We start from the raw sequence: 19,650 nt of genomic DNA, 5'->3' as shown, positions 1-19,650 counted from the left end.
GGGCATGACCAACCCGTTCGAAGACCCGTCCGGAACGTACCTGGTGCTGGTCAACGCGGAAAACCAGCACAGCCTGTGGCCGGAGTTCGTGGAGGTCCCGGCCGGCTGGACGGTCGCCTTCGGCCCGGCCGGCCGCCAGGAGTGCCTGGACCACGTGGAAGCGAACTGGACGGACATGCGGCCCAAGTCCCTGGCCGACGCCATGGACACCTGACCCTTCCCCCGCACGACACGCCGGGAGCCAGAAGGCTCCCGGCGTGTCGTCCGTCCATCACGAGTGATGCCCCCTCAATCACGAGTGATGCCCCTTCAATCACGAGTGATGCCTCTTCAATCACGCGAACCGACCCGCCAGGTACGCGAACCGACCCGCCAGGTACGCGAACCGACCCTCTGGGGACCGTGATCAGAACGCCGGCACGCGTGATTCCCGGGTCGATACGCGTGATCAGAGGGACGACACGGCGTCAGGCTCGCTGACCCGACCACGCCGCCCAGAGCTTCGCGTACCGGCCGCCCGCGGCCACGAGGTCGTCGTGCGTGCCGGACTCCACCACGGCGCCCGCGTCGAGGACCACGACCCGGTCGGACGCCGCCGCCTGGGTGAGGCGGTGCGCCACCACCAAGGCCGTCCGGCCCTCCAGGGCCGCCGCGGCCGCCGACTCCAGGACCCGCGAGCCGGCGCTGCCGGCCTCCGCCGTGGCCTCGTCGAGGATCGCGATCGGCGGGTCGGCCAGCACCAGCCGGACCAGCGCGAGCTGCTGGGCCTGGGTCACCGTCAGCTGGTGGCCGCCTTCGCCGACCACCGTGTCCAGCCCGGACGGCAGACTGTCCACCCAGGACAGTGCGCCCACCTTCGCCAGCGCCGCCCGCAGGTCCGCGTCGGACGCCGACGGGCGCGCGAGGCGGAGGTCTTCGGCCAGCGGGCCGGCGAATACGTGGACCTCCTGGCTGATCAGCGCGACCGTCCGGCGTGTGGCCTCCGGCCCGAGCTCCTCCAATGCCACCCCGCCGAGCGTCACCGAACCCGACGACGGCTGGTGGATCCCGGCGATCAGCTTGGCCAGCGTCGTCTTCCCGGCCCCGCTCGCGCCGACCAGCGCCACCCGCTCGCCGGGGGAGACGTCGAGGTCGACGTCGCGCAGCACCGGGTGACCGTCCACATAGGAGTAACCGGCCGCCGCCGTCTTCACCGACGCGTCGACCGGCCGCGCCGGCCGCGAAGGCGACGCCTCGGCGGGCAGGTCGGCCACGCCGATCAGGCGCGCGAGGCTGGCCGCGGCCGCCTGCGCGTCGTCGACCAGGGCCAGTGCCGTCGTGATCGGCCCGAACAGGCTGTGGAAGTACAGCGCCGCGGCGGTCGCCACGCCGACCGTGACCGCGTCCGCCCCGACCAGCAGGAACCCGACGGCCAGCACGGCGGACAGCCCGACGAACTCCGCCAGGTTGAGCCGCGCGTAGAACCGCGTCACCAGTCGGATCCCGCGCAGCGCCAGGTCGACGGCCGTGTCGGACCGCTGCCGCACCCGCTCCAGGTGCGCGTCCGCCAGCCGGAACGCCCGGACGGTCTTCGCGCCGCCGATGGTGTCGAGCAGCTGCTGCTGTTGCGCGCCGACGGCCTCGCGCTGGCTCGCATACAGCGGCTTCGCGCGCGGCACGTACCAGCGCACCGTCCACAGCTGGATCGGCACGGCGACCAGCGCGGCCAGCAGGAACCGCCAGTCCAGGACGGCCAGCGCGCCCAGCGTCAGCACGACCGTCAGCACCGAGCGGCCCAGCTCGGGCAGCGCCTGCCGGACGCCTTCCGCGACGACCGAGACGTCGTTCGTCACGCGCGCGGTGAGGTCGCCGGACCCCGCCCGCTCGAGCTGGTCGAGCGGCAGGCCGAGGGCCCGTTCGACGAAGCGTTCGCGCAGCTCGGCCAGGATCGTCTCGCCCAGCCGCGCCACCAGCGACACGCCGATCGCGGTCGCGATGGCCTGCCCGACCGCGACGAGGACCAGTGCGACGACCGGCGTGAGCAGCTCGGCCGCCGGCCGCCGCGTCGCGACGAGGTCGACGACCCGGCCGAGCAGGGGTGCGGTGAGCAGCCCGATCGCGGTGGCCGCGACCAGCATCGTGAACGCGGCCGCGGCGCGGCCCTTCGACCGGCCGGCCAGTTCGCCGACGACGGCGCGGATCCGGCGGCCGTCGGCCACGGGGAGGAGTTCACGGGTCATGACAGCACCGCCGCCCGGTAGTCGGCGCGACCGGCCAGGTCGGCGTGGCTGCCTTCGCCCGTGATCCGCCCGTCGTCGAGCAGGACGACGCGGTCGGTCGCGGCGAGCAGCGCCGGGCTGGTGGTCACGAGGATGGTCGTGCGGCCGCGCCGCAGTTCGGCCAGGCCCGCGGCGATGCGGGCCTCGGTGACGGTGTCGACGGCGGTCGTCGGGTCGTGCAGCACGAGCACCGGCGCGTCGACGGCCAGCGCGCGGGCGAGCGCGACCCGCTGCCGCTGCCCGCCGGAGAGCGACCGCCCGCGTTCGGTGACTTCGGTCGCGACGCCGTCGGGCAGCGCGCCGGCCACCTCGTCGACGGCGGCCGCGGTCATCGCTTCTTCGGTGAGCGGCCCGGTTCCGAAGTTCTCGGCGACGGTCCCGGCGAACAGGTCCGCGTCGTGCGCGGCCACCAGCACGACCTCGCGGACGCGGCTCGGGTCCACAGTGGACAGGTCAACCGCGTCGACCGACACCGAGCCGGTCGCGGGGTCGGCGGCGCGGCCGAGGCAGTCCAGGAGGTCGGTCGCGGCCGCGGGGTCGGTGGCGACGACGCCGAGCAGCTCGCCCGGGCGGGCCTCGAAATCGACGTCACGCAGTGCGCCCCGGCTGAGCGCGGACAGCCGGACGTGCCCCGCGGCCGGAGCCGGGATCGTGGCCTCGCCGGCGTCGACGGCGGACGGCGCGTTCAGCACGTCGGCGATCCGCCCGGCCGACGCGCGGCCCTGCGCGAGCTCGCCGTTGACCCACGAGAAGATCGAGAACGGCGTGATCAGGTACTGCGCCAGGCCGACCGCGGCGACGAGGTCGCCGACGCTGATGTCGCCCGCCGCCGCGAGGTTCCCGCCGACGAGCGCGACGACGGCGATGAAGATGCCGGTCAGTGCGAGCAGCGCGCCGTTGTGCCAGGCCTGGGCGCGCGCCGCGCGCAAGGTGGCTCGCAGCGAGTCCTGGCTGGTGCGGCGGTAGCGGTCGACGGCGGCGCGTTCGGCGCCGACGCCCTTGAGCACGCGCAGCCCCGCGACGAGGTCGGTCGCGATGCCGGAGGCGAAGGCGGAGCGCTCCTGTTCGGCCTCGCTGCGGCGTTCGAGCGGCTTGCCGATCAGGTGCGCCAGGTACAGCATCGGCGGCGTGCCGAGCAGCACGAGCAGGCCGAGCGGGAGGCTCATGGTCAGCAGCACGGCGGCGCTGACCAGCAGCCCGGCCAACCCGGCGACGCCGAACGGCAGGACGCCGTTGACCTGGCCGACCCGCTTCGCGTCCGACGTCCCGATGCTGACGAGCTCGCCCGCGAGGTTGCCGGCCTCGGCGCCGCCGCCGGGGTGCAGCACGCGGCGGCCGACGTCGAGGCGCAGGTCGTGGGCGGCGCGTTCGGCGGCGCGCTCGCCGAAGCGGGCGCCGAGGCGGTAGCTGGTCGACAGCGCGGCGAACAGCACGGCCAGCACCGCCAGCCAGAAGACCAGCGTGCCCACCGAGCCGCCCGCGACGGCCTGGTCGATCACCACACCGATCACCACCGGCACCAGCGCTTCGCCGCCCTGGTGGCACGCGGTCAGCAGCGAAGCGAGCGCCACCGATCGTCGTTGCCCGGTGATCGAACGACGGAGGACTTCCCGTCCGGTCGTGCTCACCCGCGCCTCCCTGTCCTGTCGTGGGATAGGTAAGGCTAGTCTAAGTAAACGAGTTACGGGAACACGGTCGGCTTCGTCTCATTTCCCTCGGCCGCCGGTTCTCCGAAGCGGGCCAGCGCGAGCGCGGCCGCGACGGCGAGGGCGAACCCGGCGATCGCGACGACGGCGAACCCGGGCCGGGTCCGGTCGCCGAGGACGAGCACACCGACCAGCGACGGGAAGACGGTCTCGCCGAGCACCATCATCGCGGTCGAGGTGGTGACGCTGCCGCGTTGCAGCGCCGTCGCGTAGAACAGCATCGCCATCCCGCCCGCGACGGCGACGGTGTAGGTGGCCGGATCGGTGAGCAGGTCCAGCGGAGCGAGGCTGGGGATGATCCGCCCGGCGATGGCTACGACGCCGAAGCTGAGCCCGGCGACGAGCCCGAGCGCGGGCGTCCTGATGCGACGGCTCGCCTTGCCGGCCGCGATCCCGGCGGCGGCCAGCACGACGACGGCCCCGATCAGCCCGAGGCGGAAGCCGAGCCCGACCGGGTCGGAGCCCTCGCTCTCGGCGGCCGCACCGAGCAGTCCGAGCCCGGCGCACACGACGGCGACGGCCGCCCATTCCCTTCGGCCGAGCCGGATCCCGAGGAACCGCGCGGCGACCGCGGTCACGGCGAGGCTCGCGGCGAGCGCGGCCTGCACGACGAACAGCGGCAGGACGTGCAGCGCGGCGATCTGCGCGACGAACCCGAGCACGTCCAGCGAGAGGCCGACCACGAACTTCCACTGGCCGAGGACGCGGACGAGCAGCTTCGGATCGACCCCGCCGGTACCGGTGTCTTCGGTCGCCTGGGCGGCGACCGACTGCATCACCGAAGCGACGCCGTACGCGATTGCGGCGCCGAGGGCGCAGAGCAGTCCCCACCACATGCCGATCACTCTATTTTGTCGGACCCGTGCGGTACTTTCCGGTCATGTCGAACACGAGTTCGAAGACGCACCGGTCCTGGCCGGCCCGCCTGGCGTGGGACGAGCTGCGCCTCCAGCTGGACTTCCTGCAGTTCCTCCGCGCGACGGCGGTGAACAAGCTGGCCGGCCTGTCGGTTTCGCAGGCCGCGGCCACCCCGTTCCCGACATCGCCGCGGTTGAGCGCGCTGGGGGTGGTGAAGCACCTGACGGCGGTCGAGCGGTGGTGGCTGTCGATCGAGGCCGGGGGAGCGGACCTGCCGTCGCTGTGGGCGGGATCGCCGGACCCGAGCTGGGACCTGGCCGCGGACGACACACCGGCTTCGGTCGTGGCGGCGTACAAGGCCGAGTGGGCCCGGTCGGAGAAGTCGCTGCGCCGACTGGGCCCGGACGACCGGACGCGGCGGCGATCGGAGTTCACGGTCCGCTGGGTGGTGGCGCACGTCGTGCAGGAGACGGCGCGGCACGTGGGGCACTTGGATCTGCTGCGGGAGCTGGCCGACGGGGAGGTGGGTGAGTGAGGGGGTTGGTGGGGTTGTTCCGGGCCGAGGCGGTGGCCGGGTGAGGTGGCTTGCGGCTTGCGGTTCGCGAAATCCGCGTGACGGCCCGGCTAACCTGGGTTCGTGGCCGTCGTCGCGGGTTACCGCCGATTTACCAGCCCCCTGGCCCTTCGCGGGTGCCAGTGGGGTTCCGGTGCCATGTCCGCGGTCGGCGCTGCCTGAAACGCATCGCCCTCGCGGTTCCGGCCCTTCGCAGAGGCCGGCCGGTCGTGACCGGTCTCAGCGTCGAACCGAACCTCGCCTGGTGTCCGGGCCAGGGGGAGCACCTTCGCTCACCCACCCGTTCACCCAGGAGGTTCCGCCATGCCCGAACTGCTCACCCCCGCCCAGCTCACCCGCGACCTCGCCGTCCGCGATCTCACCGATCCCGCGGCCGGGCCGCACGCCCTCCAGCGAGTCGTCGAGCTGGCTGTCGCGGCCGCCCGGGGACCGCGCACCGAAGTCCGGTGGTGGCGCGGCGATCGGATCGTCACCGTCGCCGACAACTACGACAACCTCGGCTACGACCCCGCCGACGTCACCCGCGACGCGCGCTACACCCGCTACGTCGACCCGGACCACGTGCTGCGCAGTCACTCCAGCGCCATGGTCCCGGCCGCGCTGCGGGCGCTCAAAGCGTGCCCGGCCGACGACGTCCTGCTCGTCTGCCCGGGCGTCGTCTACCGGCGCGACAGCATCGACCGGCTCCACACCGGTACCCCGCACCAGCTCGACCTCTGGCGGATCACCCGCACCGAAAAGACCGACCTGGGACAACTCGTGGCCGCCCTCGTCGAGAAGCTCCTGCCGGGCCGCCGGTGGCGGCTCGAACCCCGCCGTCATCCGTACACAGTGGACGGCGCGCAGCTCGACGTCGACCGGGACGGCGAGTGGGTCGAGATCGCCGAATGCGGTCTCGCCCACCCGGCCGTCCTCGCCCGCGCCGGCCTCGGCACCGGCTGGTCCGGGCTCGCCCTCGGCATGGGCCTCGACCGGGTGCTGATGCTGCTGAAGGGCATCCCGGACGTCCGCCTGCTGCGGTCACCGGACCCGGCCGTCGCCGCGCAGCTCACCGACCTCGCGCCGTACCGGCCGGTCTCGGCCCTGCCGCCGGTGCGCCGCGACCTCTCCATCGCGGTCGCGGCCGACGACCGTGCGGAGGACCTCGGCGACCGCGTCCGCACCGCCTTGGGCGACGACGCCGACCTCGTCGAGTCGGTCGAGATCGTCCAGGAGACGCCGTGCGCGCGGCTGCCGCCTCAGGCCCTGGCCCGGCTCGGCGCCACCGAAGACCAGAAGAACCTCCTGATCCGGATCACCCTGCGCCCGCTGGATACGACCCTGTCGGATCGTGAGGCGAACGTCCTGCGCGACCGCGCGTACGCCGCCCTGCATCAGGGGTCAGGCTCGCAGCCCGCGGAGAGCGAGCGCGGCGAAGCGCCGTGAAGCAACGACACGCGCGGCCGGTGACGGCGCCTGGATGCCGCTATTGGCCCTGACCACCAGGAACACGTCGTCCAGGACGACGTCGGGGCGCAGTTCACCGGCGTCCTGCGCGCGGCGGATCAGCTCCGCGATGGACCGCGTCGCCCGGGCACGGTCCGCGGTGAAGTCGATCGCGTGCGGGAACGTCGAGGTGAAGGCCGCGGTGAAGCCCCGGTCGCGCGCATGCAGCTCGCAGAGCTTCTCGACCACCGAGGCGAACCCGCGCCACGGATCGGGGTCGGCCAGGCCTTCGTCGACGATGGCGTAGCACGCCCGCATCTGATCCTCGAACGCCGCGGTGACCAGCAGTTCCTTGGTCGGGAACCGGCGGTACAGGGTGGCCGGCCCGACCCCGGCGCGCCGGGCGATCACGCGCATCGGCACGTCCAGGCCGTCGGTGGCGAACACAGCGCGGGCGGCGTCGAGGATGCGCTCGCGGTTGTCGCGGGCGTCCGAGCGCAGCAGGTGAGGCAAATGATCGGCCACGCTCTCACTTTAGCCAAACGGACGCCGGCGTCCACTACCGTCGGGCCCATGAAAGCGGTTGCGGTACAGACATTCGGGGCCCCTGAAGGCCTCACGGTCATCGACCTCCCGGACCCCGACCCGGGCGCCGGAGAGGTGCTGATCGCCACCGAGGCGATCGGTGTCGGCGGGGTCGACGCCGTCATCCTCAGCGGCGCCCTCGCCACCTACGGCTTCCGGTCCGGCCACGTCCTCGGCCGCGAAATCGCGGGTACCGTGACGGCGGCCGGTGACGGCGTCGACCCGGCGTGGCTCGGCCGGCGCGTGTGGGCGTTCACCGGCGGCGGTGGTGGTGGTTACGCCGAGCAAGCCGTCGCCCCCGTGGAGACGCTCGTCCCCCTGCCGGAGCCGCTGACCCCGATCGACGCGGTGACGCTCGGCAGCTCCGGCGTGGTGGCGCACTTCGCGCTACGCCAAGCCCACTTCACCCCGGGCGAGTCGGTGCTGGTCCGCGGCGCGGCCGGCGGGATCGGGATCATGACCGTCCAGCTCGCGACCGGCGCCGGCGCGACCGCGGTCACGACGTCGTCGCCGGAGCGCGGGCAGCGGCTGCGCGAACTCGGCGCGACGCACGTCCTGAACCGCGCCGGCGACGGCCCGGACACCTACGACGTCATCGTCGACGTCATCGCCGGCCCGGGGCTGCCCGGGTTCATCACCAAGCTGAAGCCGAACGGTCGCATGGTGGCGGTCGGCGTGGTCGCCGGCGAGCCGCCGGCCGACTTCGGCAAAGAGCTGATCACGGCGTTCCGGAAGTCGCTGTCGTTCGCGACGTTCAGCGCCGACACGATCCCCTGGGCCGACCGGCGCGCGGCGATGGCGGGCGTGTTCGCCGCGGCGAACAAGGGAGAGCTGACCTCGGTCGTGCACGAGGTGCTCCCGCTGGAGCAAGCGGTACTGGCGCACCGGAAGATGCAGGCCGGGGAGGTGTTCGGGAGGATCGTGCTGACCCCGTCGGAAAGCTGACCCGTAGGGTGTGGCCATGGCAGATCGGCTCTACTTCCGGCAGCTGCTCGCGGGGCGGGACTTCGCCGTCGGCGACCCGGTCGCGACGCAGATGGTGAACTTCGCCTACCTCATCGGCGACCGGGACACCAAGGAAGCGGTGATCGTCGACCCGGCCTACGCCGTGCAGGACCTGCTCGACGTCCTCGACGCCGATGGCATGCGGCTCACCGGCGTGCTCGCCACGCACCACCACCCCGACCACGTCGGCGGCGCGATGATGGGGTTCGAGCTGCCCGGGATCGCCGAGCTGCTCGCGATCCGGCCGGTGCCGATCCACGTCAACGGCGCCGAAAGCGAATGGGTCCGCCGCGTGACCGGGGTCGAGGACACCGACCTGCGCGCGCACGACCACGACGACGTCCTCGAGGTCGGGTCGATTCCCGTGCGGATGCTGCACACCCCCGGCCACACGCCCGGCAGCCAGTGCTTCCTCGTCGAGGACAAGCTCGTCTCCGGCGACACGCTCTTCCTCGAAGGCTGCGGCCGCACCGACTTCCCCGGCGGCGACGCCGACGAGATCTACCGCAGCCTGCAGGCCCTCGCCGGCCTGCCCGGCGACCCCGTCGTCTACCCCGGGCACCAGTACTCGGCCGAACCGTCGGCCGCGCTGTCCGACGTCAAGCGCACCAACTTCGTGTACCGGCCGCGGTCGCTCGACGAGTGGAAGGTCATGTTCGGCGGCTGATCAAGGGCGTTCCACGGGCTGAAACACCGCTATTTCACGGACTGGGCACCGATTGACTTTGCCCGGCCGGGGCTCGACTGTCGGGATCACGCAAGCCCGAACATCCCCGTCCCCGGGAGAAATCCGTGTCGATTTCCACCACGGGCGTGCTTCCGCGCGCCCGGAAACGCGCCGAAGGGCCGCCGCGCCGGACGGTGCGCCGGCCCGACCTGCGGCGCTGGATCAGCCCGGTGGCGCTCGTCGCCGCCTGGCAGATCGCGAGCGCCACCGGCGTCCTGCCGCCCGACAAGCTCAGTTCACCGTGGACGGTGGTGCAGGCCGGCGTCGAAGTCGCGCGCAGCGGCGAACTCGGGACCGCGTTCGCCGTGTCGCTCGGGCGCGTCGGCGCCGGGTTCGCGATCGGCGCCGTCATCGGTGTCCTGCTGGGCATCGTCTCCGGGCTTTCCCGCTGGGGCGAAGCGCTGGTCGACCCGCCCGTGCAGATGCTGCGCACCTTGCCGTTCCTGGGCCTGATCCCGCTGTTCATCCTGTGGTTCGGCATCGGCGAGAAACCAAGATCGTGCTGGTCGCGCTCGGCGTGGCCTTCCCGCTCTACCTGAACGTCCACTCGGGAATCCGCGGCGCGGACCCCAACCTCGTCGAGGCTTCGCGGGCGCTCGGCTTCAGCCGCACGGAACGGCTCTGGCACGTCATCCTCCCCGGCGCGTTGCCGCAGGCGCTCGTCGGGCTGCGGCAGTCGCTCGGGCTCGCGTGGCTCGCGCTGATCGTCGGCGAGACGGTGAACGCCGACGCCGGGGTCGGCTACCTCATCACCAACGCGCGGGAGTTCCTGCGCACCGACGTCGTGGTCGTCGGCCTCGTCCTGTACGCCGTGCTCGGCCTCGTCACCGACGCGCTGGTCCGGCTGCTCGAACGGAAGGTGCTGCGATGGCGCACCCGGTAGCCGAGGTCCGGGACCTCACCAAGCGGTTCGGGGACCGGACCGTCCTCTCCGGCCTCGACCTGACCGTCGACCGCGGCGAGTTCGTCGCCCTGCTGGGCCGCAGCGGATCGGGCAAGTCGACGCTCCTGCGCGTGCTGGGCGGTCTCGACGACGACGTCGACGGCCGCGCGGACGTGACCGGCACCGTCTCGGTCGCCTTCCAGCAACCCCGGTTGCTGCCGTGGCGGAAGGTCTGGCGCAACGTCGTCCTCGGCCTGCGTCAGGACGGCGTCGCGAAGTCCCGCAACCGCGCGCTGGCCGAGAAGGCGCTCGGCGAGGTGCACCTGGCCGACCACGCCGACGACTGGCCGCTCACCTTGTCCGGCGGCGAGGCCCAGCGCGTCTCGCTGGCCCGTGCCCTGGTGCGCGAACCCGATCTCCTGCTGCTGGACGAGCCCTTCGGCGCGCTCGACGCGCTCACGCGGATCGCGATGCACGGGCTGGTCCAGGACCTCTGGCAGCGCCACCAGCCGGGCGTGCTGCTGGTGACCCACGACATCGACGAGGCCCTGCGGCTCGCCGGCCGGGTCCTGGTGCTCGACGGCGGGCGGATCGTGGCCGAGCACCGGCCGCGCGAAGCCGACCACGACGACCTCCGCCGGCGCGTGCTGGCGGACCTGGGAGTGACCGAAGATGCAGTGGCGTAAGGGAATCGCCGTCGTCGCGACGGCGCTGGTGCTGACCGGGTGCGGCTCGGCGACGGGCTCGGACCCGGGACCGGCCGCCGTGCCGGGCCCGGTGAGCGCGGCCGACCTGGCGAAGGTGACGCTGAAGGTCGGCGACCAGAAGGGCGGCGTGAAGTCGCTGCTCACCGCGGCCGGCCAGCTCGACGGCACGCCGTACAAGATCGAGTGGTCCACCTTCACCTCGGGGCCGCCGCTGCTCGAAGCGGCTTCGGCGGCGGCGATCGACCTCGGGCGCGTCGGCAACACGCCGCCGATCTTCGCCGCCGCGGCGAAGGCCAAGATCGCGGTCGTCAGCGTCGCGCGCAGCAACGTCGAGCGGGAGACGATCCTCGTCCCGCCCGATTCGCCGCTGACGGACGTCGCCTCGCTGAAGGGCAAGACGGTCGGGGTCGCGAAGGGCAGTTCCGCGCACGGCCAGCTGCTGAACACGCTGCACAAGAACGGACTGTCCACGAAGGACATCAAGGTGAGCTTCCTGCAGCCGTCCGAGGCCTACGCGGCGTTCACCCAGCACACGATCGACGCGTGGGCGATCTGGGACCCCTACACCGCGCAGGCCCAGATCGAGGCCAAGGCACGGGTGCTCGCCGACGGGCGGGGCGCGTCCAACGGGCTGGCCTTCGAAACCGCGAGCACCGCGGCGCTGGCCGACCCCGGCAAGAACGCGGCGATCCGCGACTTCGTGATCCGGGTGGTCAAGGCCCAGAAGTGGGCCTACACGCACCGCTCGGAATGGGCGGCGGCGTGGGCCAAGGAGACCGGGCTGAAGCCCGAGGTCGCTCAGAAGGCCGTGGACGCGGGCCGTGACCGGCCGATCGCGCTGGACGACTCCGTGGTGGCCTCCGAACAGCAGCTCGCGGACGCCTTCACCGACGAGAAGACGCTGCCGGGCAAGGTGGACTTCGCCGCGTTCGCCGACCGGCGGTTCGCCTCCGGCCTGGATCAGGCGAGGAGCAACGGATGAGCATCAGGCTGCACTGGTTCCTGCCCACCAGCGGCGACGGCCGCACGATCGTGGAACGCTTCCACGCCAACCGGTCCCAGGGCCCGTCGGCGCAGCGCGAACCCGACCTCGACTACCTCGCCCAGGTCGCCCGCGCCGCCGAACGCCAGGGCTTCGAAGGCGTCCTGACCCCGACGGGCACGTGGTGTGAGGACGCCTGGCTCACCACGGCCGCGCTGATCCGCGAGACGACCCGGCTGAAGTTCCTGGTCGCGTTCCGCCCCGGCGTCCTCTCCCCGACGCTCGCGGCGCAGATGGCGGGCACCTTTCAAAGACTGTCGAACGGCCGCGTGCTGCTCAACATCGTCACCGGTGGCGACACCGTGGAGCAGCGGCGGTTCGGCGACTGGCACGACCACGACGCCCGGTACGCGCGCACGGACGAGTTCCTCACCATCGTCCGCGGCGTCTGGTCCGGGCAGCCGTTCACCTTCGAAGGCGAGCACCTGCGCGTCGAAGGCGCGACGACGCTGGCCGCGCCGGACCCGGTGCCGCCGATCTACTTCGGCGGCTCGTCGCCGGCCGCGCTGCCGGTCGCGGCCCGGCACGCCGACGTCTACCTGACCTGGGGGGAGCCGCCCGCGCAGGTGGCCGAGAAGATCGGCAAGGTCCGCGAGCTGGCCGGCGACCGGCCGGTCCGGTTCGGCGTCCGGCTGCACACGATCTCTCGCGACACCTCGGCCGAAGCGTGGGCGGAGGCGCAGAAGCTCCTCGACGCGCTGAGCCCGGAGCAGGTCGCCAAGGCGCAGGCGCAGCTCGCGGCGAGCGAGTCGGTCGGGCAGCAGCGGATGGTCGCCCTGCACGGCGGCCGGACCGACGGCGGCGTCCGCGGGCTGGAGATCCACCCGAACCTGTGGGCCGGCGTCGGCCTGGTCCGCGGCGGCGCCGGGACCGCGCTGGTCGGCAGCCACAGCGAGGTCGCCGACCTGCTCGAGGAGTACCACAGCGTCGGCGTCACCGAGTTCGTCCTGTCGGGCTACCCGCACCTCGAAGAGGCGTACTGGTTCGGCGACGGCGTGCGGCCCGAGCTGGCCCGGCGCGGGCTGATCAAGGAGGTCTAACCCCAGCGGGTCGAGGCGTAGACGACGATGTTGTCGCGATAGGACCGTTTCGCCGCGTCGAAGCTGCCGCCACAGGTGATGAGCCGCAAGGCGCTGCCCGGCGCCGGCCCGTAAACCGCGTCGGTCGGGAAGGCGTTCTTCGGGTAGCGCTGGACGGCGTCCACGACGAACCGGGTCTCCTGGCCGTCGGAGCGCGCGACGAACACTTGGTCACCGTCGCGCAGGTCGCGCAGCCGGAAGAACGGCGCCGGCCCGGAACGGGAGTCCACGTGCGCGGCGATCACCGCCGGCCCGGGGTCTCCCGGCACCGGGCCGGCGGCGTACCAGCCGACGTCTTCGAAGCGTCCAGGCGCTTGGAGCTCGTGGTCGGCATCGAGCCCGAGCGGGACGAGCGCGGGCGCGTCCACGCCGATGGCGGGGATCCGCAGCCGCACCGGGCGGACGTCGGCGGCCGGGGGCAGCGGCTGTGGCCCGCTCGCCACCGGCGCCGGCGGAACCGAGGACGAGGATGGAACCGGGGGCGGGGTCGCCGAGCAGCCCGCGGCCAGCAGGACCGCGACGAGCAGCGCGCCGAGGTCAGCGCGCACGGACCAGCCGGCGTCCGAGCACGAACGCGGCCAGCAGCCCGGCAGCGGCGAACGCCGGCCAAGGCGGCAGGCCGGACGACGGCGCCGTGCCGCCGCCACCGGTCTCGACGCCCAGCTTCGGCGGTTCGGGCAGCGAACCGCCGTCGGAGATCGGATTCGCCTTGAGCGCCCCGGCGTTCTCGGTGACCAGCAGCGTCGTGGACGTCCCGGCCTTGACGTCGACGTCGGCGGTGGACTTCACCGAGCCACCGGACAGCCGCAGCGGCCAGCGTCCTTGCGGAACGTCCACATAGGACGACGTCTGGCCGTAGGGCGCGTCCTCGGCGAGTGAGACACCCTGCGGGCCTTCGACGCTGACCGGCGCGATCGCCGCCGACCCTTCGACCACCCGGATCCGGCCCTTGCCCGCACCCGGCGCGGTGAGGTCGTCGGTGACCAGGTCGCCCTTGAGCGTGCCGTCCGGGCCGTTCGCGAAGACCAGCAGCGAGTAGGCGCTGCGCTCGGCGACGTCGATCGTCGCCGACAGTGCCGGCGGGGTGCCGGCCGCGGCGTCGGCGGGCCGCATCGACAGCGTGTACTTGCCCGGGCCGAGCGAGGAGTACGGGGTGACCGCGCCGTAGCCGGCCTTGCGGATGACGACCTTTTCGGCCTGGCCGAACGGCGCGAAGTAGATGTCGACCGGTGGGACCTGGGGAGAGAGGTGACCGACCCGGATCCAGCCGACGCCCGGGCCGGGGGCGGTCGCCGCTTCGGCCGTGACCGGCGTCAGCGCGACGAGGAGGAGGGCCGCGGCGGTCAGCCCGCCGGGTCTGAGCAATCGCCGGGGGAGAGTGCGCATCGGAGGGCCTTTCGCTGGTCAGGGGGAGGAGAAGGGGACGAGCAGTCCGGGGGGCGCGAACAGCGGATAGGTGACCAGCACGCCGCCGCCGGTCCGGGCGACCGACGAGGGGCGGAACAGGTCGCGCTGGCCGGTGTAGAACGCGGCCGCGCCGTCTTCGCCGCCGGTCAGCAGGACCCGGCGGCGGGGTTGCCCGGCGGGGTCTTCGCCGGGGACCTCGGGGAACGCCGCGACCCGGACCGGTTCCAGGGCCGCGAGCGCGGCGATCGTCGCGATCAGCCGGGGGTCGACGCGGCCCGCGCGGAGCTGGGCGGCGGCGTCCGGGGCGAAGGTGATGCGGGCCGACGCCTGGAGGGCCTCGCCGGCGTGGGCGCGCGCCGACGACTCCGACGGCGCGGCCGGGTCGGCCGGCGGCAGGCCGAGACGCGAGACGGTGACACGGCGCTCGCCGGTGCCGAACACCGCGGTCGCGCCGGCGTTGTCGAAGGCGGCTTCGAGGGCCGGATAGCGGCTGCGGAGGTCGGTCGCGTCGTCCGCGAAGACGGCCCACTCGGCGAGCGGGCAGGCGGCCGCGCACGCGGCGGGCGCGACGAGCATGCCGGTCGGCCAGCCGGCCTGGGCGAGTTCGGCCCAGGCGGCGTCGTCGACGAGGACGCGGGAGCCGGAAGCGTTGGCGCGCAACCACTCCCGCGCGTCGGCCATCGGTCCGCCCCGGTCGGTCGAGGGGTGCAGGGCCGGGTAGCCGTACACCCAGCCGGCGGCGACCATCGCGAGAAGGACGGCCGTGCCGAGCGCGACGCCGGTTCCCTGCTTCGCCTCCCATCGGTGAGCGGGGACGCGCTGCCGCGTGAGAGCTTGCACGATCCCGGCCAGCAGCAACGGCGTCACCGGCAGCAGCAGCGCGAGGACGGCGGTGTCCGGCACGCCCGGTATCGCCAGAGCGGCGGCGAGCAGCAGACCCGACACCGCGAACGGGCGCAGGGACGTCACGGCCAGCGCGGCCACCAGCGCGACAGTCGACAGCACCGCCCACGCCGGGTCGAGCGCGACCCAGTCGGCGGCCGACGGGCGGCCCGCGGCCGCGAGGTGCGGCCGGAGGATCCCCGCCGCCGGGCCGAACGCGATGCCGAGCCCGAGGTTGAGCAGCACCGCCACCAGCGCGGCCCGCACGGGGGCGCGCCGCACCAGCAGCCAGCCGGCCGCGGGCAGGAAGAACAGCGCCAGCGGCGAGGTGAGCACGGCGGCCAGCAGGCACACCGCGGCGAGGATGTCGTGCCGGATCCGGGCATCGGGCCGGGTGACGAGCACCAGCGCACCCAGGGCCCACCCCACCGCCAGGTGCTCGACGACGACCAGCCGCTGCAGGCCCAGGGCCAGGGGTGAGGCCGCGACCAGCAGCACCGCGACGGCCGCCGCCCACCGCGTCAGGCCGAGCCGGCGCGCCAGCACCCACAGCAGTACGGCACCGGCCAGCGCGGCGACGAGCATTGTCTCGCGGACCGCCGCCAGCGCCGTGGCCGAGCGGCCGAACGCGTCCGAGACCATCGTGTAGGCCGACAGCTGCCACCAGCCGAACGGGCTGACGCCGGCGCCACCCGCGTCGGTGAACGGCGTGAGGTGGCCGAGCGCGTAGGCGTGGGCGACGTTCGCGGCTTCGGTGGGCAGCGCCGGGGCGGGGGCGGCGAGGTAGAGCACTCGCAGGCCGCCGGCGAGGGCCAGCAGCGCGAGCACGATGTCGAGCGACAGCAACCGGTGACCGGCCGCCGGCTCGGGCTGCGTCGCGGGGGAGCGGCCCGGGAACGTCGTCCCCCGGCTGTGCTGGGCCATTCGACGGATCGTAGCCGCTGCCGATCACCCGTCCAGCTCGGGACGGTCACGTCAGCCGGACGGCCTAGAGCTGGGGAAAGCGTTGTCCCGCAAGATTATTTCCGACTGTCTCGAGTGGATCCGGAGAGTGTCCGGGTCAACGCGAGCGCGACCGTGCGGACCGCGGGCGAGACCCGTTCGGTCCGCATCCGGTTGGCCCAGCCGGAGATCGAAACCGCGGCGACCGCGACGCCGCGGGCATCGAGCAGTGGGCTGGCCGCGCACACGACGCCGACGCCGGATTCCTCGCGTTCCAAGGCGATCCCGTCCTCGCGGACCCGGGCGAGCTGCCGGCGCAGCAGGCCCGGCACGGTGATCGTCTTCGGGCTGATCCTGGGTAATCCGGCGTCGATCACCTGGTTCACCACGGATTCCGGAGAAAACGCGAGGATCGCCTTCCCGACCCCGGTGGCGTGTGCGGGGAACCGGCCGCCGATGCGTGAGGGCAGCGTCGGCGCGTCCGGACCGCGGAGCACGTCGAGGTAGACGACTTCGGTGCCTTCGAGGATGGCGAGGTGGACGGTGTTGCGCGTCGCTTCGCGGAGGTCGGCGAGGTACGGGCGGGCCGCTTCGACCAGTCCGCGGCGGGGTGAGGCGAGTTGGCCGATTTCGAACAGCCGCAGCCCGAGCCGCACCGCGCCGTCCTCGCGGGTGAGGAGGCCGGTTACGGCGAGGTGTCCCACCAATCGGTGCACGGTCGTCTTCGCCAGGCCGGTCCGGCGGGCCAGCTCGGAGACGCCGAGGGTCTCGTCGCCCGGCCGGAAGGCTTCCAGGAGCGCGGCGAGCCGGGCCGCGACGAGACCGTCGCCGCTCGCGCCGTCGTTCCGCCCAGCGGTACGCATGGGTTGAGTGTGCCCGATCGTCCCCGCCAGTGTCACGAGCACGGTCACCGGTCAGCGGAGGTGAGGTCAGTGGTCGTCGGCGCCGAGCACGAGCCGCACGCAGTGGGCGACGAGCCGCTCGCGGGAGACCTTGAGCGAGCCGTCGAGGTAGGCGATGAAGACGTTGCTCAGCGCCCCGACCAGCCCGACGGCGATCAGCCGGCGCTCGGTCTCGTCGCCGTGGGACAGCTGCTCGCCGACGAGCGCGGCGAACACCGGCAGCAGGTGCAGGCCCCGGCGGGTGAGCGCGGGGTCGGTGAGCGGCGCGAGGAGCAGAATCCGGCCCTTGCGGGGGTCGTCGACGATCAGCTCGACGAACGCGCGTACCGCGTGTTCGGCGCGCAGGACCGGGGTCGGGGCGTCCCGCACCGCGTCGACCAGTGCCTGCCGCGCCTGCTCGCCGACGTGTTCGTAGACCGCCGCGACGAGCTCTTCCCGGTCGGCGAAGCTCTCGTAGAAGTACCGCTCGGTGAGCTTCGCGTGCCGGCAGACCGCGCGCACGCTCGTCCCGGCCGAGCCTTCGGTGCCCAGCAGCTCGAGGCCCGCGGACACGAGCTGCTCGCGCCGCAGCGCCTTCCGGTCGTCCAGGGTCGTGCCCGCCCACGTGCGGCCCGGCATGATCGCTCCTCGGTTGACTACGTCTGTTGTCAGATCCTAGCCTGACAACAGCCGTGGTCAGTTCCGACTCGACGAGGAGCGCTCCCGATGACGCCGAAACCGCTGGGCCCCGACTCGCTGACGTGGAAGTACTTCGGCGACTGGCGCGGCCTGCTCATCGCGTTGTGGGCGGGGTCGATGCAGAACATGCACCCGGGTCTCGGCGCCGGCGTCGAGCAGCACTCGCGGTTCTTCGAGGAGCGCTGGCAGCGGCTCTTCCGCTCGCTCTACCCGATCGGCGGGGTCGTCTACGACGGGCCTCGCGCGCACCGGACTGCTCTGGAGGTCCGCGGCTACCACGACCGCATCAAGGGCGTCGACGCGCTCGGGAGGCGCTACCACGCGCTCGACCCGGACACCTACTACTGGGCGCACTCGACGTTCTTCGTCAGCACGATCCTCATCGCCGACCACTTCATGGGCGGCATCGGCGAGGCGGAGAAGCGGCGGCTGTTCGACGAGCACGTCACGTGGTGGCGGATGTACGACATGACGATGCGGCCGGTGCCGGAGAGCTGGGAGGACTTCCGGCGGTACTGGAAGCACATGTGCGCCGAGGTCCTCGAGGACAACAAGGCCACCCGGGACGTCCTCGACCTCCGCGGGATCGCGAAACCGCCGTTCCTGCCCTGGCTGCCGGACCCGCTTTGGCGGCCGGTCAGCGCGCTGATCGCCCGCACCTTCGTCTGGCTGACGACCGGGCTGTACGACCGCGAGGTCCGTGACCTGCTGGGGCTGCGCTGGACCGAGCGGGACGCGCGGCGGCACCGGCGCGTGGGGAAGCTGATCAACGCCGTGTTCAAGCTCGTCCCGCACGACCGCCGCTACCACCCGCGGGCCCGGGCCGGCTGGCGCCGGGCGCGCGGCGAGGTGGCTCCGGACGCCGCCTTGGTCGAGACTCCACGGAGGAACCTGCCGCCGCTGCCGGAGCGGGGCAAGCCCGAGCACTACGCGCCGAACGTCTAGGAGGCATTCGTGAAGCTGGGATTCCACGTCGGGTACTGGGGCAGCGGGCCGACCCCGGGCGCACTCGAAGCGGTGCTCAAGGCCGAGGAGCTCGGCTTCGACTCGGTGTGGACGGCGGAGGCGTACGGCTCGGACGCCTTCACGCCCCTGGCCTGGTACGGCGCGTCGACCAGCCGGATCCGCCTCGGCACCAACATCGTCCAGATGGCGGCGCGCACCCCGACCGCGACGGCGATGAGCGCGATGACGCTCGACCACCTCTCCGGTGGCCGGATGGTGCTCGGGCTCGGCGCGTCCGGGCCGCAGGTCGTCGAGGGCTGGTACGGCCAGCCGTACCCGAAGCCCCTCGCACGGACGCGGGAGTACGTCGACATCGTCCGGCAGGTGATCGCCCGCGAGGCCCCGGTGACCCTCGACGGCCAGCACTTCCAGTTGCCGCTCCAGGGCGGGACCGGGCTCGGCAAGGCGCTGAAGCCGACCGTGCACCCGCTGCGCAAGGAGATCCCGATCCACCTGGCCGCGGAGGGCCCGAAGAACGTCGCCCTCGCCGCCGAGATCGGCGACGGCTGGCTGCCGCTGTTCTTTTCGCCCAAGAGCAACGACTTCTACAAGGCGGCGCTGGAGGAGGGGTTCGCCCGCGAAGGCGCCCGGCACACCTTCGCCACGTTCGAGGTGCCGTGCTCGATCCCGGTGATCGTGCACGACGACGTCGAGGAGGCAGCGTCGTGGATCAAGCCGTCGCTGGCGCTCTACATCGGCGGGATGGGCGCGAAGAGCGTCAACTTCCACCACGACGTCTTCGCCCGCCTCGGCTACGAGGACGTGGCGGACAAGGTGCAGGAGCTCTACCTGGCGGGCCGCAAGGACGAGGCGACCGCGGCGATCCCGACGTCACTCGTGGAGGACACGTCCCTGATCGGGCCGCCGGCGAAGATCCGCGACGAGCTGCAGGCCTGGGAGGAAACGGTGGTCACCCAGCTGCTCCTGCGCGGCGACGCGGCGACGCTGACGAAGATCGCCGACGCCCTGGGCTGACGCCCGCCGG

General features: G+C 73.1%; 19 protein-coding genes and 1 pseudogene. 11 read left to right on the top strand and 9 right to left on the bottom strand.

Annotation, left to right across the window (positions count from 1 at the left end):
* The first annotated feature begins 4 nt into the window (after window positions 1-4).
* Window positions 5-214 carry an MbtH family protein gene (locus ACZ4TR_RS10860; RefSeq protein WP_465286836.1) on the top strand — a complete coding sequence of 70 codons (210 nt, stop codon included), beginning with the start codon at window positions 5-7 and terminating at the stop codon, window positions 212-214.
* 253 nt (window positions 215-467) lie between these two features.
* Here the strand turns inward: ACZ4TR_RS10860 and ACZ4TR_RS10855 are convergent, their stop codons facing one another.
* Genes ACZ4TR_RS10855 through ACZ4TR_RS10845 form a run of 3 tightly spaced genes read right to left on the bottom strand, consistent with a single transcriptional unit; the run spans window position 468 to window position 4,800 of the window.
* A complete protein-coding gene (locus ACZ4TR_RS10855) occupies window positions 468-2,219 on the bottom strand; it encodes an ABC transporter ATP-binding protein (RefSeq protein ID WP_465286835.1) in 1,752 nt (583 codons plus the stop codon).
* Window positions 2,216-3,886 carry an ABC transporter ATP-binding protein gene (locus ACZ4TR_RS10850; RefSeq protein ID WP_465286834.1) on the bottom strand — a complete coding sequence of 557 codons (1,671 nt, stop codon included), beginning with the start codon at window positions 3,884-3,886 and terminating at the stop codon, window positions 2,216-2,218. The genes ACZ4TR_RS10855 and ACZ4TR_RS10850 overlap by 4 nt, the downstream gene beginning before the upstream one ends.
* Window positions 3,887-3,939: 53 nt before the next feature.
* Window positions 3,940-4,800, bottom strand: coding sequence for a DMT family protein (locus ACZ4TR_RS10845; RefSeq protein WP_465286833.1), 861 nt, complete (start codon window positions 4,798-4,800; stop codon window positions 3,940-3,942).
* A 44-nt stretch (window positions 4,801-4,844) separates the two neighbouring features.
* On the opposite strand from ACZ4TR_RS10845, the gene ACZ4TR_RS10840 reads away from it, so the two are divergent.
* Entirely contained in the window at window positions 4,845-5,357 is a 513-nt protein-coding gene (locus tag ACZ4TR_RS10840) for a DinB family protein (RefSeq protein WP_465286832.1), read from the top strand.
* Window positions 5,358-5,699: 342 nt separating this feature from the next.
* Window positions 5,700-6,821, top strand: a complete 1,122-nt coding sequence (gene srmL / locus ACZ4TR_RS10835; protein WP_465286831.1) for a PheS-related mystery ligase SrmL — start codon at window positions 5,700-5,702, stop codon at window positions 6,819-6,821.
* On the opposite strand, the gene ACZ4TR_RS10830 is transcribed toward srmL, so the two are convergent.
* The gene (locus ACZ4TR_RS10830) at window positions 6,777-7,346 is read right to left on the bottom strand and encodes a TetR/AcrR family transcriptional regulator (protein ID WP_465286830.1); all 570 of its coding nucleotides are present in this window, start codon (window positions 7,344-7,346) and stop codon (window positions 6,777-6,779) included. The genes srmL and ACZ4TR_RS10830 overlap by 45 nt on opposite strands.
* Window positions 7,347-7,394: 48 nt before the next feature.
* Between ACZ4TR_RS10830 and ACZ4TR_RS10825 the strand changes: the two genes are divergently transcribed.
* From ACZ4TR_RS10825 to ACZ4TR_RS10800, 6 genes and pseudogenes are all read left to right on the top strand, one after another.
* Window positions 7,395-8,351 (top strand): zinc-binding dehydrogenase, encoded by a 957-nt coding sequence (locus tag ACZ4TR_RS10825; RefSeq protein ID WP_465286829.1) that lies wholly within the window; start codon window positions 7,395-7,397, stop codon window positions 8,349-8,351.
* 16 nt (window positions 8,352-8,367) lie between these two features.
* Complete coding sequence (locus tag ACZ4TR_RS10820) at window positions 8,368-9,078, top strand: MBL fold metallo-hydrolase (protein ID WP_364519562.1); 711 nt, start codon at window positions 8,368-8,370, stop codon at window positions 9,076-9,078.
* A gap of 125 nt (window positions 9,079-9,203) precedes the next feature.
* A pseudogene (locus ACZ4TR_RS10815) lies at window positions 9,204-10,021 on the top strand (ABC transporter permease).
* Entirely contained in the window at window positions 10,006-10,707 is a 702-nt protein-coding gene (locus tag ACZ4TR_RS10810; protein ID WP_465286828.1) for an ABC transporter ATP-binding protein, read from the top strand. Before ACZ4TR_RS10815 ends, ACZ4TR_RS10810 begins: the two are co-directional and overlap by 16 nt.
* The gene (locus ACZ4TR_RS10805) at window positions 10,694-11,710 is read left to right on the top strand and encodes an ABC transporter substrate-binding protein (RefSeq protein ID WP_465286827.1); all 1,017 of its coding nucleotides are present in this window, start codon (window positions 10,694-10,696) and stop codon (window positions 11,708-11,710) included. The genes ACZ4TR_RS10810 and ACZ4TR_RS10805 overlap by 14 nt, the downstream gene beginning before the upstream one ends.
* The gene (locus ACZ4TR_RS10800; RefSeq protein ID WP_465286826.1) at window positions 11,707-12,810 is read left to right on the top strand and encodes an LLM class flavin-dependent oxidoreductase; all 1,104 of its coding nucleotides are present in this window, start codon (window positions 11,707-11,709) and stop codon (window positions 12,808-12,810) included. Before ACZ4TR_RS10805 ends, ACZ4TR_RS10800 begins: the two co-directional genes overlap by 4 nt.
* Here the strand turns inward: ACZ4TR_RS10800 and ACZ4TR_RS10795 are convergent.
* The 5 genes from ACZ4TR_RS10795 to ACZ4TR_RS10775 all read right to left on the bottom strand — a co-directional run bounded on the left by ACZ4TR_RS10795 (window position 12,807) and on the right by ACZ4TR_RS10775 (window position 17,600).
* Entirely contained in the window at window positions 12,807-13,397 is a 591-nt protein-coding gene (locus ACZ4TR_RS10795) for a class F sortase (RefSeq protein WP_465286825.1), read from the bottom strand. The two genes, ACZ4TR_RS10800 and ACZ4TR_RS10795, sit on opposite strands and share 4 nt — an antisense overlap.
* Window positions 13,387-14,235, bottom strand: coding sequence for a DUF4397 domain-containing protein (locus ACZ4TR_RS10790; protein WP_465286824.1), 849 nt, complete (start codon window positions 14,233-14,235; stop codon window positions 13,387-13,389). Before ACZ4TR_RS10790 ends, ACZ4TR_RS10795 begins: the two co-directional genes overlap by 11 nt.
* A gap of 18 nt (window positions 14,236-14,253) precedes the next feature.
* Window positions 14,254-16,062: a glycosyl transferase gene (locus ACZ4TR_RS10785; protein WP_465286823.1), complete on the bottom strand. Its 1,809-nt coding sequence runs from the start codon at window positions 16,060-16,062 to the stop codon at window positions 14,254-14,256.
* 95 nt (window positions 16,063-16,157) lie between these two features.
* Window positions 16,158-16,943, bottom strand: a complete 786-nt coding sequence (locus ACZ4TR_RS10780) for an IclR family transcriptional regulator (RefSeq protein ID WP_465286822.1) — start codon at window positions 16,941-16,943, stop codon at window positions 16,158-16,160.
* A gap of 66 nt (window positions 16,944-17,009) precedes the next feature.
* Window positions 17,010-17,600: a TetR/AcrR family transcriptional regulator gene (locus ACZ4TR_RS10775; protein WP_465286821.1), complete on the bottom strand. Its 591-nt coding sequence runs from the start codon at window positions 17,598-17,600 to the stop codon at window positions 17,010-17,012.
* Between the two features lie 87 nt (window positions 17,601-17,687).
* Here ACZ4TR_RS10775 and ACZ4TR_RS10770 point away from each other — a divergent pair, with 87 nt between their 5' ends.
* On the top strand, window positions 17,688-18,605 hold the full coding sequence (locus ACZ4TR_RS10770; protein ID WP_465286820.1) for an oxygenase MpaB family protein: 918 nt from the start codon (window positions 17,688-17,690) through the stop codon (window positions 18,603-18,605).
* 9 nt (window positions 18,606-18,614) lie between these two features.
* Window positions 18,615-19,640: an LLM class F420-dependent oxidoreductase gene (locus tag ACZ4TR_RS10765; RefSeq protein WP_465286819.1), complete on the top strand. Its 1,026-nt coding sequence runs from the start codon at window positions 18,615-18,617 to the stop codon at window positions 19,638-19,640.
* The last annotated feature ends 10 nt before the right edge of the window (window positions 19,641-19,650 follow it).

This window comes from Amycolatopsis sp. NPDC028719 (genome assembly GCF_055565395.1).
The sequence above is the reverse complement of the archived record's forward strand: the minus strand, read 5'-3'. Positions and strand labels throughout refer to the sequence as shown.